The sequence below is a fragment of the Candidatus Babeliales bacterium genome, from assembly GCA_019749895.1.
GTDB lineage: Bacteria > Babelota > Babeliae > Babelales > RVW-14 > AaIE-18.
On the sequence record JAIEPG010000008.1, the window covers coordinates 1 to 15,030 of the forward strand.

Genomic DNA, 15,030 nt, shown 5'->3' on the forward strand with positions numbered 1-15,030 from the left:
TCAAGTTTTGCTTTTTTGTGTTTTATCGTCGACCATTTAGAATGTCCAGACATACTCACTCCTCAACAAATTATGGCGTACATGCCTTACTCTAGTTCAAAAAATAATGTAAAAACGAGCTACTTAATGTAGCTTTTTTGCGTTTATTTGTCGATTACACTCAACAAAATTAGGAAAGGATCCCGGCTCCGTAATGCTTTTCTGGTTTTTTTAATGAGTCAATCTCATCAAGCGAAAGTGCTGTTGCCTTGGCCACTATTTCAGTATCAAGACCCTGGTCAAGTAGCCGTTTTGCTATTTCTCGCTGAGCTTCTGCACGTCCTTTGTACTCAGCTTTTTTTGCGTACTCTGCTGCATTCATGGCAAGGTCGGCATTAATTTCTGCTGCCTGGGTATCGAGAAGCCTCTTTTCATACAGTGCTTGTTCGTAAGCAGACAATGTCATGTGATTAAGAAGCTGACAGGCTTCCTCAAATTCGCCTTGTTTAAGCGGCTCTGGAATGTGATCATAGGAACCAATTTTCTTGAGCAGAAATAACCATCTGTCTTCGTGAGTTACCAGCTCATGCTCTGCTTTGACAAACTTGGGAAGCTCAACAAAGACAAATGACAAATCATCAAGATCATGCTCAAAAGTCTTTGCATCAGTAAGATGATGAATAGATTTGTAACCAATTTTTTCGGGGAATACTTCAAATTGTTTGGTTATAGCAACCACAGTGACCGGGTCCAAGTCATCGTAAGGCATCGCTCTGCCCAACTGACTCGCATATGTTTTTGCACCGTAGTACACAATGCGTTTACTAAACGACCTCATCCAGGCATTTTGCATTTCAATGATAAATTTGCGACCTGCCTTGTCTGTACAAAAAACGTCCAGAATATTTTCTTTTTTATCAAGGTTTGCGGGAGTTTGTTCATTATTCAAAAATTGAATGGTTTCAATACACCGATCACCGGTGTATTCCAACATCGCATTAAGAAACGAAATAGTCACCCCCTTGTGATCTTCCGAACCAAACAACCGTTTAAACGCTAGATCAATTTTGGGATCAAGAAATTTCATGCTTTTTCCTTATAACAATTTTCTTTCATTTTATAGCATTTTGACAAAAGTTGCAAAATAGTACAAATGGCAATAAAATTGAAAAATACTTTTAAAAAAGCTTTTACGAAAGGAGGCCTCTCATAAATAATTGATCGTAGTTTTTTCAAAATACCGGCAATTTCATAGCATAAAAAAGGAGAATTTTTATTATGATGATGCTCAAAAAAACCTATCTGGCCGAACTCGTTGGCACATTTTTTCTGACCTTTGCCGTGTGCCTCACCGGCAACCCTCTGGCAATTGGTCTTATCTTAACCGCCATGATTTACATTGGCAAAAACGCCTCCGGCGCACACTTTAACCCTGCAATTACCTTGGCTGCGTGGTTTAAAGGCAAATTCAAAAATGAAGATCTTTGCTGGTACCTAGCCTCACAAACCATTGGCGCGTTTCTTGCTTGCGTGCTCTTTTTTGTTTTGTCACACAATACCTACTCCCCACACCCGCTCGACACTATAAAACTCTGGGAAGCTCTTTTAATTGAAGCACTCTTTTCATTTATTTTAGTCAGCGTGTGGCTCACACTCGATGCCGACAAAACAAAAGGCGGCAACACCGACGGCCTTATTATTGGCTTAACGCTTACCGCTATTCTTTTCTGCGCTGGCGAACTGACCGGCAGCACCTTTAACCCTGCAACAGGCGTTGGCGCATTGCTGCTTACTCTTATAAAAACAGGCCCAAGCTCACTCATGCATCTGGTTACGTATTTGGTTGGTCCACTTCTTGGCGCACTTCTTGCCACACTCTTTCAAAAAAAAATTAGCTAAAAAAACATTTCAAAAAACAAAAGGGTCGCTTGTAAAAAAGCGACCCTTTTGTTTTTTCACAAAAAAATATTCTAAACAAGTACTGCAGGTAAAAATGGCGTTATGTATGACCAGTAATACATAACTACCGTAACTGCAAAAGTAGCAAACACCGGCACTTTAATCCATTTAAACCCAAACAACACATGCGCACTTTGAACAAGCGCCAACACAAGCAACGCTGGGTAAATCAACGAAATGACCGGCATGGTAACTTTCATAATGCCGCTAAAGCCCAAGTTGGACATAATTGTTGAAATAGTAATGGTGGTAATCAATGCAACACGATAACTGAGCTTGCCTGCAAACACCTCTTTTTGTAAGTAGGTTGCAAACACAACGGTAAGCGCAACCGCGGTAGCAAAGCACGAAATTGCAACAGTAATATTTGGCAACACACCACCAACATTACCCAAAATGATGCGAGACAATTCACTAAAAATGTCGCCGTCGGCAACGTTGGCAATTTGAGCGCCGTTAAATGCTGCAACCAAACAAAAACCGGTATACACCAAGCCAATCAAAAATGCACCTACCAAGCCTGAAAGCAAGCCCATAATTGCAAGCTTTTTGTAATCAAGCGCGCCATCAATACCTTTGCGCAAGCCCGACAATATTAAGCCTGAAAAGAAAATAACGGCCAACAAGTCGCCCGTTGCATAGCCAGTGGTCAAGCCAGTAAAGAAGCTGTCTAAAATTGGTGCGGTAGCAGGAAGCAACTCGTGCGGGTTAAGCAAGCCTTTGATAATTACAATCAACAACAAACCAACTTTAATCGGTCCCAAAAAGGTACCAAGAATGTCGATAACCTTGCTTTGCTTTACCGTTGCGCAAAAGATCAATGCACCTGAAACAAGTGAAAAATAAAAAATGCTGAACCATGGTAAGTACAACTTAACCGCCGCATGGGCAACGGTAATGGTCCGTGGTGTTAATGCAAAAGGTCCAATCAAAACCATGCACACTAACGCGATGAGCGAAGCTGGAATTCTACCCAAGCTGCCCAATAATTTTTTATACTGCCCGTCGCACAACATGGTGGCAACCAAGCCAATGAGTGGAACAAATACCGCAGTTACTACAAAGCCGGCCAACGCAAACCAAACATTGCTACCAAAGTCTCGGCCAAGAACCAACGGATAAATAACGTTTCCTGCACCAAACAACATAGCGAATATGGCAAAGCCAACAGAAATTATGTTAGAAAAATTCATAGCGCATCCTTAATGTGCTTTCTTCAAAAAAAAATATGATAACAAAAATGAGGAAATTTATGGTCGAATTTGTGTTAGGCCGCAAGGCCCAGATACGAAATATACGCGTGGGCGCGCAGCACAATCGTCGAGGTACACGAGGCGACAATGGCAATGATGGCCATAATGTCGGCAATAGTGGTAATAATGGAATTGACGTGAATAAAGGTTTGTCCGTTATTCAACTGACTCGGCAAAGCGCTTCCAATAACCTCCGGGCAAAAAGCATTCATGCTTCCTCCTCACAAAAACCTCGATGAATAATAAAACCAACGCATGTTGGGCGCCGCTGGACCTTTCCAGCGAAAAATAAACTGTTTTATTGTACCGCAACAGGCTATTATTTGCAACTATAGAATTTCTGGCACGCGCTTATGGCAGCCTACAGGCAAAGAAAGAGAGTCGACGACTGGTTGATTGACTCTCTTTCTTTGGAAAAAAACTAGCGTTTTTTAGGCCAAATCATGGTCAGCACCACGACCACAAAAATAAAGCCTTGATAATGCAAATGCGGCATAATAGCAATGCTGGAAACACCGGCCAGCGAGCTTGCCAGCAAAAGCTGGGGCGCGTACGGTAATATGCCCTGGCAGATGCATGAAAAAATATCAATCAAGCAGGCGGTGCGTTTGGCCGTCACACCAAATTGATGTGCAATGCGTTTGGCAACTGGGCCGGTAACCAAAATAGCAACGGTGTTAATAGCAACGGCCGCGTTGACCAAAAAGACCAACATGGCCATGGCAAACTCTGCACCGCGAGAACTTTTTATGTGCTTGCTAAAACGTTCGAGCAAATACGCAATACCGCCGTTGTGCTCAACAATGTGCGAAAGCCCGGCAACCAGCAGCGACAAAATAAGCACTTCGTGAATCCCGCCCTGGTCTTTAGAAAAGCCTTCCACCAGCAACGCACTACCGCGCAAAAATGAAAAGGCACCAAGCCACCAGCCAATGCCCAGTGCAGCAATAATCCCGCCCACCAGCACCGCCAACACATCAATGCCGGCCAGTGCCAAAGCAAAAATAATCACGTACGGCAGGACTTTTACAAAGTCAATCATCTGCAAACTGTGCTGCGCAAATGCAGCGGCAACATGCACACTCGAGCTGTTGATAAATGTTAAGACTACCAGCGTCAGCGCTGCAGCAGGCAGTACCAACCAAACATTTTCTTTAAATTTATCGATCATGCGCGCGCCGGTTGTTTGCGTTGCGGCAATGGTGGTATCTGAAATAATGGACAAATTATCACCCAACATTGCGCCACCAACCACCAGGCCAGCCATGAGCGCTGGCTCCACGCCAACCGTTTGCGCAATGCCAATACCAATTGGCAAGAAAGCAGCAATAGTGCCCATCGACGTACCAATTGCAACAGCAAACAGGCTGACGGTTACAAACAAACCAGGCAGCAAAAAGCCACTCGGAATTAAAAATAGTCCAATGCGCACTGCTGCGTCAATACCGCCGATATCTTTTAAAATGTACGAAAAGATCGAGGTAAAGATATAAATGTAGCACATGGTTACCACGGTCGGCCGAGCACTGCCTTCCACAAACAGCTGAATTTTTTCGTTCAAGCTCTTTTTTTGTGGAAAGATACAAAACGAGTAAATCAGGGCAACCGCGCACGAAAAGATCGGCGAAAGTTGCAGCGAGAAACAAAAAGTTGAGAGTAAGAAAAGACCAACAAACACCATAAATGGCGTTAGCTGAAACCAACCGCGTTGAACAGTCTTTGCATTCATAAAGAGTCCTTATTTATATTTAAGGAGTTATTAAAAAATTACGAAAAAAGAATTGTTTTGTGCGAATAAAAAAAGTTATGCCCCAAAGCGAGGCATCATGATCATAGCAAAGAATGCTGTGAGAAAGAATGGATGAGAATAAGTTGTGGCAAGAATAGCTGATTTACTGAACTCGATATCTTTCTTGGTTTGGAACATGGTACTGCTTTTAAACGTACCATGTTCACATAATTTTGCAAGGAACTACCAATCAAACTTCCGTGCTTTTTCAAGATCAGCCAGAGTCAATGGTCGCTCGTACAATTCGTCCACCGTATTTAAAAGATTTTTACGGATATATTCATAGCAAAACCGTATACCCTCTCTTGAATTAAAGAGCTGGTCCTCGCTAATAAAGCCAGCCATTTTGCCAGCGTGCTCTAACCTACGACCATGCACCTCCCATGCCCTCCTCAAATATGCTCTTTCTTCAACGGTCAATTCTTTACCCATTCGATTCAATTCTTCTCTTAGTTCGTCGGGCGGCAAATCAGCAGCCATTTTCTTAAGTATTTCTTGGCAAACTTGGCGCGCTGTGGTAATTTCTTGCGCTTCTTCGTCTTTTTTATTATAAAAATAATAAATCAAACCGCCAGCAACCACCACTACAACAACCACGCCGGCAACAATCAGCAACGTTCTTTTGTTGCTCTGCTCAACTTCAAGCTCAGCACTTTCAACACGCGCAGCCTGGTCAACAGCTCGCTGTGCCAAGTCTAGTATTTCTAGATCAGACAAGTTATTTCGCTGCGCATGTGCAATAAGCGTTTCAATATCTTTTTGCACGACTAAAACTGATTGAGTTGTAGCATTGCAAACCGCTTGCTGCATTCCCCAACCAAGCACCAAAACTGAACTAAATAATAATTTTTTCATTATTTTGCTTTCTCAATTTCAGAAACCATATCCGCGTCTCGGTATTCCCTGACCCAGTCAGAAATATTTAAACTACCACTCGCCACCTGTTCCAACAAATCCGGGTTGCGCAGACGGCCCCTTGCTTCTTCTTCCAATCGAGCCCATGTCCTATCAAAAAGCGCCCTTTCTTCTTGTGGCATTTTATCTCTTCGTCGCAACTCAGCAAGAAAAAGCTCTTCTCGCTCAGCACTTGAACCGGGCGCTCTACCGGCATACCACCGCACTAATCTGGCAGCTTGTAGCGCCGTAGTAATTGGAGCAGAAGGCGCAAACCGTAAAAGCTCATCAGCATAAAAATCAACCGCTTTTGGTGTCAAAGACTCATGACGCGCCTCAAGCACAAATCCTTCAAATGGAGCAGACGCTCTTCCTTTTGCCAATAGTTCTGCACGCATTTGTCGCAAGCCAAATCCTAAATATGCACAGTCTTGTTTGCTCAGATGAAGCGTAAGTACAGGATCGGCAATAATCTCTTCTAACTCATCAAGTTTATCTACGGTCAAAACAGAATGTGATGGAACATTCAAACGCTTGTGCAATTCTCTTGCTACCTCTTCTGCTGTAGCAAGATCTTCGTTAGTGCCACCGCCTTGGCCACCCCCGCCCTGCTCATCTGCTTTCTTTTTCTTATAAAAATGATACGCAACACCAGCAACAACCACCACTACAACAACTACGCCAGCAACAATCAACAAAGTTCTTTTGTTGCTCTGCTCAACCTCAAGCTCAGCGCTTTCGACGTGTGCTGCTTGATCAATAGACTCTTTGGCCAATTTTAACGTTTGCTCGGCAGAAAGATTATTTCGCTGCGCGTGCGCAATAAGCGTTTCAACGTCCGCTTGAACATTTAAAGCTGGCTGAGTTGCGAACGCGCACGCTGCTTGCTGCATTCCCAAGCCAAACGCCAAAACAGACGCGATCAATAACTTTTGCATAATGTAACTTTCTTGGTTTAAAACTTATACAAACACTCAGTAATGGTTTGCCAAAATTTCATTCATTTGTGCCAATGTTAAAGGCTCAACGCATGACTTTTCAACTTCTTCTCGCAAAAGTCTTCGTCGTTCTTGTATTTCTTGTTGAGACCAATAAGCATTTGGCAAATTTTTTTCATCAAGATTACGGGCTGCATACGTTGCCGCAGCGGCTTGACGACGCGCTTGGTAAAAACCTCTCAAAAAATAGGCTGTTTGCTCAGCGTTAACACCAGGCTTTCTTCGTAAATCTTCTATAATTGCCTCAGACTCTTGTTCTGATGCAACTCCCTCAAGCTTGGTAAATGCCTCGAGCGCAAGGTCGCGGGCTGGCGCATGCTTGCTACTCTTACCAACATGGCGCAACGAGTGCTGCAGGTCAGCCTTGCTCATTGGTTGTTTGTACGACTGCTCTACAAGCTGCACTATGTTTTGCACAAAATGGCGCTGACAAGCAAGTGGCCTATTTTCTTCTGTCAATTTTTGTGACACGTGAGCATCATGATTACTCTGGTCCAAAGCTCTCATAAAATGAGCCCGGTCAAACTCAGACAATTGTTCAGTATAATGCCCAACAATAATATCAAAATTTTCTTCTGGTATCGCACGTTCAATCTCATCGGGCATCACAAAAATAATATCGTGCGCTGCTTTAAGCGTGGCAGACTTATCGCCTTTTTCAGATTCTTCACCCCCACCCTGCTCATTTTTAGACTGTTGCTTGTAAAAATAATAAGCAACACCAGCTACAACAATCACTACAACAACTACGCCGGCCACAATCAACAAGGTTCTTTTGTTGCTGCCCTCAACTTCAAGCTCAGCACTTTCTATGTGTGCCGCCTGGTGGATAGACTCTTGAGCTAACTTCAAGGTTTGTTCAGCAGAAAGATTATTTCGCTGCGCGTACGCAATAAGCGTTTCAACATCCGTTTGAACATCTAAAGATTGCTGATCAACAGTCAGACATTTTGCTGACTGCATGCCAAAGCCAAGTAGCAAAACTAAACAGAGTACTAATTTTTTCATTATCGTGCTTTCTCTAGTTGGCTAAGGGCCTGATTTTGTAATCAGGCCCCACAACATTATTAACAGTGCAAGAAACTATCGCGATTGTTTCGCTCTTCCGCGCGCAGCTTGTTCTTTTATTTCAGCAAGCTCTTCAGGAGTAAAACCTTTTTTGTAAGATTCATCAATCCCTTTTAACAAGCTTTCTCGGAAGTATTGTTTAACAAATTCTTTTGCATCTCTTGGCGTACGAAGTTTTCCACTCAGTCCAGCTCTCAAAACAGCGCCCTGACAATCTCCTACTACTTTCTCACACGCTCTCAAAAAATGAGCAACTTCTTCATCGCTCAAGTCTTCTCTTTTTTGCAGTGTTTCAAGTTCTTTCTCAAATTCTTCAACACTATCCATAGAATCAAGATCCATAGAATCAAGCTTCTTCAACATTTCTTCGGCAGCTTGCCGCGCTGTCGTAATTTTTTTGTTCTTGTTGTAATAATAATAAGCAACGCCAGCAACAACTACCACTACAACAACTACGCCGGCAATAATCAGCATCTTTTGTTTATTGTCTTGCTTGACCTCAACATTAAAATCATCAAAGTGCGCTGCTTGGTCGATAGACTCTTGAGCCAATTTCAGTGTTTGAGCAGCAGAAAGATTGTTTTGTTGCGCATACGCAATAAGCGCTTCAACGTCAGCTTGAACATAGTTGGTTGCCGTTGTGCATGCTGCGTGCTGCACGCCCAAGCCAAACACTAAAACAGATGTCAGCAATAATTTTTTCATGATTTCACTTTCGCTTGTTTAATTTTCCCAATAAAAAAAGGGGCATTCCTAAGAACGCCCCTTTTTACTAAAACTTAAGAGTAAGAGTAATACTTACTTAGTTTTAAAATCAGCTTATTCAGCTTTTTTAGCATTTGCTTTTACGAAGTCAGCAACAGCTTTTTCTTGAGCTTTTGCGAAAGCATTTGCTTGAAGATTCTTAACAACAAATGCAGCAACGAACTTGTTTGCATCAACATTTTTGTCAGCAGCTTCTTCTCTCAAACCTTTAACGATTTCATTGATCGCAGCTTTTTGGCTGTCTTCTTTAACATCTTTCAAGATTTTTTCAATTTCTTTGTCAAGAGCTTCAGCGTCTTTTGCGCCTTTAGCTGCAGATGCAACTTTTTCAGCCAATTTTACAGTCGCGTCTTTTTTGTACACGCTGTAACCTTTAGCGATCAAACCAGCAACAACAACTGTTGCCAAGGTAGCGCCTGCGCCAATAGCAAGGTACTTGTTACGTACTTTGGTATTAACTACTGCTTCATCATTCAAAGCAGCTTCTGCAATAAGAAGTTCAACAGCTGAAACGCCTTCTGCTTGTGCAAGTTTTACAAGAGCATCAACGTTAGTTGCTGAAACATTACCAACAAGACCAAGGGACAATGAAAGAACCAATGCTTTCTTCATCATAGTGATCATTCCTTCGGAAAAAAAGAGATTATACTTAAACACCAAAACATCTATTTCAAGAAACGTTACGTACAACGCCTTATACCTCATGAGTGGAGAGAATGTAGTAAAAAACAAAGCACAAGTCAACAAAAAAACAAGAAAAAGCTTATTCTGTTAAACTTTTTTGCTCTTCAAATGTCTCGCCAAACAATTTTCGTTTGAGCGAAATAATTTTTCGTGAAGCAATTTGTCGTCCACGAGAGGTTTTTTGCAATAAACCCAAGCGAATCAAGTATGGTTCACAAAAATCTTCGAGTGTGTCTTTGTCCTCTCCCGTAATTGCAGCTAATGTCTCAATACCAACCGGCCCTCCTTCGAAATCTTTAATAATATGAATCAAAACTTTACGATCAAGTTTTGTTAAACCATCTTCATCAATATCTAAAAATTGTAACGCTTGGTTTACTACCGCGGTATCGATAATTTTATAATTATGCACTTGTGCAAAATCACGCACGCGGCGCAAAATTCTTTTTACCACCCGCGGCGTACCTCGCCCGCGCTGGCCAATAGTCAACGCCGCTGCCGCTTCAATAGGCATGCCCAAAAACGTAGCATTCTTGTCTACAATAGCTGCCAACTCTGCTGGCTCGTAAAAATCGATACGCTCTACAATACCAAAGCGCGTTTGCAACGGGCCAGAAAGCGCACCAGTCTTGGTTGTAGCGCCAATCAGCGTAAAAGGATTAATCGGTAAACGAATTGATTTAGCACCGGCACCTTGGCCAATAATCACATCAACACAAAAGTTTTCCATGGCGCTATACAAAATTTCTTCCACATTTTTTGGCAGGCGATGAATTTCATCAATAAAAAGAACGGCCTTTGGTTCAAGGCTTGAAATAATAGCCACTAAATCGCCCGTTCGTTCAATCACGGGCGCACTAGTAACTCTAAAATCAACATCAAGTTCTTTGGCAATAACGCGCGCCAAGGTTGTTTTACCCAAACCGGGAGGGCCAAAAATAAGAAGATGGTCCAAATGCTCGTTACGCATCTTTGCCGCTTTGACATACACATTTAACTTTTCTTTAATTACTGACTGACCAAGATAGTCGTCAAATGTTGACGGCTCAAAAGTAAATAGCTTATCTTCAGCTATTTCTTGTAAACTGAGTAATTCTACTGGCGCTTCAAGACTCATGGCTCTCCATCCGCTTCTTAACAGATTGTCCAAAATAATTTAAGATGGTAGCAAAATTATTACAATCAAGAAAGTTTTTGAAAAAAATTTTTTGCGGCCGAAACGTATCACTCAAAAAGGAGCTAAAAAGTGAATATAATAATAAAGAATATTATGGCAGGAACACTCTGCCATTTTTCTTTACACGCAACAGCACCACAAGGAGTTTTTATGCGCTTAAACAATCCACCAGCATCAATTGAACAGTTTCACGAAATTGCCGTAAAGTTTAATGAGAATCTTGTTGATTTGTACAACAACCTGGCAACACCTGAACGCATTATGTTGTATTATTTGTGGCGAGCAAGCCTACCAGGCAACCGCATAGCCACCGACCAACTGCACCGACACGGCATTCAGATTATGGATCTATTTAAAACAATCGAAAATAATCGCACAAAGCTTGCTCAAGCTTCGGCCCAAGATTTAGGCTGCGATCCGGACCAATTTATTAAAGATGCTCAAACGTATCTCATTTATTTGTGGAGCAACCACGGCCAATATTTTTTACGCGAGCATCGGGACGAAAAGCGCACACCACAAACAATCGGCCTTGCAACACTCACACCAGAAACACTTACCAACGCACTCAGCCTTATCGGCATTGAAAATGCTCAAACAAAAATTACTGAGCTACAACAAACACTCTTTGATGCCAGTTTTGAACCAACCTGTACCATTCCCAACAGCATTGAACAAAGTGCGGTCAATATGTACGCGCCAAACTTTACCGAGCAAGACTACCAACAACTCACCGCACACGAACGTAATAAACTTAATGCCTATTTTGATTGCGACACCAGCAACAATGTACGCACGCCGCGCATGACGCCCTACGCCGTGCAAGGCCGGTATGGCAAAGAGCTGGGCGTTGCGCAGCACTGGCTCAAACTGGCTCATGAGCACGCACTCAAAAACCCTACTCATTTTGATAACCACTTTGCAAAAAGTTTGGAATATTTGGTGGGGCACCTGGAAGAAGGCGACGAAGAGCTCTTCAAGCTCCATTCAATAGAATGGCTCAAAAGCAACAGCGCACTGGACTACAACTTTGGTTTCATTGAAACCTATAACGACCCCAAATCGCAACGCGGGCATTTTCAGGCAGAAGCAACTATTAAAGCGGTCGACATAAAAAAACTTAATGCTATCTTGCCCAGCATTGAACGCGACATGCCGCTTCCACCAACCTTTAAGCGTGATGTACTGGACAAAGGTGCTGCCTGCATTCCTAATGCTTCAATCAACAATAAAGTATTTGGCACCGGCGGGCTTGGGCCAATGTTTATCACCGCTGCTTATTGCCTACCCAACGATGAAGATATTCGCTCAACGTACGGCTCTAAACAAATTATTTACCCGGCAGAAAAAGGGCTAGAAACAATGCTCAACGCAGACCTTTCTCGTCGACTTTTTAACCTGAAAGACGAAGCCGACTGGCTAGCAAAGCACGACCCCAACAATGAGTTGGCACAAGATATTTGGAATGTGCAATGCATTTTGCACGAAACAATTGGCCACGGTAGCGGTAGGCTTGCAACGCATACTTTTGTTGATGGTGAAAAACTTTTAATTGGCGGGCAAACCTATAATGTTGGCGACACCATTGCGGTCACCAACAAAAACGTCAGTGAATTTTTGTCGGGCTACGAAAGCACTATTGAAGAGCTGCGCGCAGAAATTAACGCGCTTTACATCAGTATCAATCATTTACCAGCACTTAAAGCCGCTGGCTTGCTGACCGCGTGGGAAGGCAAATTGACCAACGACGAAATGATTAACCAACTTATTTTAGGCATGGCTAAAACGGGCCTGCGCCGCTATTTGCAACAAAACGAAACGGCAACTGAAATTTCTGGCGACCATGCGCGCGCCAACTGCACAATCATGTACTATTTAATTGATGCCGGCGCACTTGAACTGGTTGAAGAAAAGGTTGAGGTTAACGGCAAACAGCACACGGTGGTGGGCTTGCGCGTTGCCGACTTGGCAAAAACGTATGCCAAAATTACCCAGCTCATGCAGCTGGTGCAACATATTAAATCAACCGGCGACGGCTTGGCTGCACGCGATTTGGTTGAAACGTATGGCCGTCCGCTACGCCATCCTGAATATCTGAAAGCATTAAAAGAAAACAAGCAAGCAATTGTGGGGCACTTAAAAGCTACTGCTGTCCTCTCTCCACACTTGAGCCCAGTTTTTGATGATAACAACACGGTTATTGATATTAAAGCCGAATGGCCAAACAATGCGTTTGAACAAATTAAACACTACGCACAGCTTGAGCTTTCAACGGTTTAAGTTCTGATTTTTCTTGTCATTTTGCAAAAATCAGGTACAATTTTGGTGGGTTGCTAGCTCAATGGTAGAGCAACAGACTCTTAATCTGCAGGTTCAGGGTTCGAGTCCCTGGCGACCCACTCTGCCTACGCCCTTCGTGGCTACGGCAGACAGGCATCCTTCTTAAATGATTTATATATAAAAAGAACTGCCTAGAAACCCCTGCAAGAGTGGCGAAACTGGTAGACGCGCTGGCCTTAGGAGCCAGTCCTCGAGAGAGGGTGGGGGTTCGAGTCCCCCCTCTTGCACTCCGTCTTCGCCAAGGCTACGACGGGACAGGCACCCTACGCCCTCCAGCTCATCCGTCGAATGTCTCGAAGAACACTTTCCCGTTCGCCCTGCCTGTGCACCATAGACTTGGCAACGGTGCAAGCCTGTCGAAGGGGCAACTTTCTCATCATATTATATTTAACACTTGACCACTTTGTGGAATCGTGCGCTATACTGAAAAACATTAAGTAGTTTTTCTGCGCCTATCTTGTTAAAAAGGAGAAAGCATGGATAGTAGCACGATAAAAAATAGTTTCGACCAGAAATTAGACCCACTTAAGGAATCTTTAAAAAAGAAACCTTTGCCGAGTTTAAATTTTTCTGCGCATCAAATTTCGTCACATTTGCTCAAACTCACCATTGACGTTCATCCGCAGGTTACCGAATGTCTTTATGACCAAACTATAGAACTGTTCAAAGGGAAAAATTTGGACGGTTTCGACAAAGCAGAGATTCCATCGGCCTACGTTGAAGAGTCATTCAAAAACGAGATTAACAAAAAGATAAAGAACTATCTCTTTAAACATCTCATTATTGATCACTTAATGACTGAAATTTTGGCACGCAAAATTTTAATGGCCAACTATCCGCGCCTCAACAAAATAACCTTCAACCCAGACCATTCAATCTCATTTGTTTTTGATATTTCAATTGCCGACCCCATACCTTTTAAAGAATGGAAACACTTTTCATTCAAATCGCCCAAACGCAAAAAATACAAAGATTTGGACAAGCAAGTCGTACAATTTATGGACAAAGAAACTATATCTGAGCGCAAACAAAATCATTCGTTAATTGAAGAAGGAGATTGGGTTTGTTTTCAGACAACACTTTTTAACAAAAAAAATGAGCAAGTTTCTAAAAACTTAGTCAGTACTTTTTGGATAAAAATAAAAACCCATGAAGTGTGCGATCCACTGGGTACCCTCTTTTTAGGTAAAAACATCAACGATTCTTTTATAACCAACCATCTAGAAATTGACGATTCAATTAACGATTATGAAAACTACCGCTATGACTTTTTAGTCAAAATCAATTCAATTATCAAAGGCACCAATCTTTCGCTAGATTGTTTTAAAAGCGCTTTCAAGCTTAAAAACAAAACGGAAATTCACAATAAATTGATGGAAGTCTTTTCGTACCGCAACGACCAGTCACAACGCAAATCGATTATTGAAGAAATTTTCCATCTCTTTTTGACCAAACATCGTTTTGAAATTCCTAAGCATCTCATTTTGCGCCGACAAGAAGATATCTTGCTCTCGCTTACCCAACAGCCCGACTATCAGGTCTATAAAGCCCAAAAAGACTTTGGTGACCATATTGAACAGCTAGCCGAAAAACAGCTCAAAGAAGAGATTTTGGTCGACCAAATTGCCTACAATGAAAACATTAAAATTGAACTGAAAGATATGCAACACTACCTCCACCTTTTTAACTCAAAACGACTACGCGAATTTGTCTATTTTAAGCCACTAATCGAGAAAATTGATATTGTAAACACTCCCATAAATACGGGTCTGCTAGCCCAAACGGTTATGCGCGAAAAAACGCTCAACCACATTATTCATGTCCTCACCCACTGACAGGCATAAAATGCCCTGATTTTCAAGATTATTCCTAGCTTGCACTTCATGCATTTATCAGCTACAATGAGACAGGTGATTGAAGCAATATTTTCACATTGTAACAATCGTAACAAAAAAATGATCATCGCTAGGAGCAATCGTGTCAATAACTTATAGACCAAGCAACAAAAAACGTAAAAGAAAGCATGGCTTTCGTAAGCGTATGGCAACTTCCAAAGGCCGCGATGTTTTGAACCGTCGCCGAGCTAAAGGGCGCAAACGCCTTGCCGTTTAAAGATTTTAAGGG

The 15,030-nt window shown here is 42.4% G+C and carries 14 protein-coding genes and 2 tRNA genes; 6 read left to right on the plus strand and 10 right to left on the minus strand.

Annotated features, from left to right (window positions below; genetic code table 11):
* Positions 1-169: 169 nt before the first annotated feature.
* Positions 170-1,066 carry an Rpn family recombination-promoting nuclease/putative transposase gene (locus tag K2W90_05505; protein ID MBY0353793.1) on the minus strand — a complete coding sequence of 299 codons (897 nt, stop codon included), beginning with the start codon at positions 1,064-1,066 and terminating at the stop codon, positions 170-172.
* A 191-nt stretch (positions 1,067-1,257) separates the two neighbouring features.
* Between K2W90_05505 and K2W90_05510 the strand changes: the two genes are divergently transcribed.
* Complete coding sequence (locus K2W90_05510) at positions 1,258-1,878, plus strand: aquaporin (protein MBY0353794.1); 621 nt, start codon at positions 1,258-1,260, stop codon at positions 1,876-1,878.
* 71 nt (positions 1,879-1,949) lie between these two features.
* Here K2W90_05510 and K2W90_05515 read toward each other — a convergent pair whose 3' ends face one another.
* The 9 genes from K2W90_05515 to ruvB form a co-directional block, all read right to left on the minus strand.
* Positions 1,950-3,131, minus strand: coding sequence for a branched-chain amino acid transport system II carrier protein (locus K2W90_05515; protein MBY0353795.1), 1,182 nt, complete (start codon positions 3,129-3,131; stop codon positions 1,950-1,952).
* A gap of 74 nt (positions 3,132-3,205) precedes the next feature.
* The gene (locus tag K2W90_05520) at positions 3,206-3,403 is read right to left on the minus strand and encodes a hypothetical protein (GenBank protein MBY0353796.1); all 198 of its coding nucleotides are present in this window, start codon (positions 3,401-3,403) and stop codon (positions 3,206-3,208) included.
* A 209-nt stretch (positions 3,404-3,612) separates the two neighbouring features.
* Positions 3,613-4,920: a hypothetical protein gene (locus K2W90_05525; protein MBY0353797.1), complete on the minus strand. Its 1,308-nt coding sequence runs from the start codon at positions 4,918-4,920 to the stop codon at positions 3,613-3,615.
* 243 nt (positions 4,921-5,163) lie between these two features.
* Positions 5,164-5,835 (minus strand): hypothetical protein, encoded by a 672-nt coding sequence (locus K2W90_05530; GenBank protein MBY0353798.1) that lies wholly within the window; start codon positions 5,833-5,835, stop codon positions 5,164-5,166.
* Positions 5,835-6,812, minus strand: a complete 978-nt coding sequence (locus K2W90_05535; protein ID MBY0353799.1) for a hypothetical protein — start codon at positions 6,810-6,812, stop codon at positions 5,835-5,837. Before K2W90_05535 ends, K2W90_05530 begins: the two co-directional genes overlap by 1 nt.
* A gap of 36 nt (positions 6,813-6,848) precedes the next feature.
* Entirely contained in the window at positions 6,849-7,880 is a 1,032-nt protein-coding gene (locus tag K2W90_05540; protein MBY0353800.1) for a hypothetical protein, read from the minus strand.
* 75 nt (positions 7,881-7,955) lie between these two features.
* Positions 7,956-8,645, minus strand: a complete 690-nt coding sequence (locus K2W90_05545) for a hypothetical protein (GenBank protein MBY0353801.1) — start codon at positions 8,643-8,645, stop codon at positions 7,956-7,958.
* A gap of 114 nt (positions 8,646-8,759) precedes the next feature.
* The gene (locus K2W90_05550; protein ID MBY0353802.1) at positions 8,760-9,320 is read right to left on the minus strand and encodes a hypothetical protein; all 561 of its coding nucleotides are present in this window, start codon (positions 9,318-9,320) and stop codon (positions 8,760-8,762) included.
* Between the two features lie 148 nt (positions 9,321-9,468).
* Complete coding sequence (gene ruvB, locus K2W90_05555) at positions 9,469-10,506, minus strand: Holliday junction branch migration DNA helicase RuvB (protein ID MBY0353803.1); 1,038 nt, start codon at positions 10,504-10,506, stop codon at positions 9,469-9,471.
* 129 nt (positions 10,507-10,635) lie between these two features.
* On the opposite strand from ruvB, the gene K2W90_05560 reads away from it, so the two are divergent.
* From K2W90_05560 to rpmH, 5 genes are all read left to right on the plus strand, one after another.
* Positions 10,636-12,846: a dipeptidyl peptidase 3 gene (locus tag K2W90_05560; protein ID MBY0353804.1), complete on the plus strand. Its 2,211-nt coding sequence runs from the start codon at positions 10,636-10,638 to the stop codon at positions 12,844-12,846.
* 47 nt (positions 12,847-12,893) lie between these two features.
* Positions 12,894-12,965 (plus strand) — tRNA-Lys (locus K2W90_05565).
* Positions 12,966-13,049: 84 nt separating this feature from the next.
* Positions 13,050-13,133 (plus strand) — tRNA-Leu (locus K2W90_05570).
* 249 nt (positions 13,134-13,382) lie between these two features.
* Positions 13,383-14,741, plus strand: a complete 1,359-nt coding sequence (locus K2W90_05575; GenBank protein MBY0353805.1) for a hypothetical protein — start codon at positions 13,383-13,385, stop codon at positions 14,739-14,741.
* A gap of 142 nt (positions 14,742-14,883) precedes the next feature.
* Positions 14,884-15,018, plus strand: coding sequence for a 50S ribosomal protein L34 (gene rpmH, locus K2W90_05580; protein ID MBY0353806.1), 135 nt, complete (start codon positions 14,884-14,886; stop codon positions 15,016-15,018).
* The last annotated feature ends 12 nt before the right edge of the window (positions 15,019-15,030 follow it).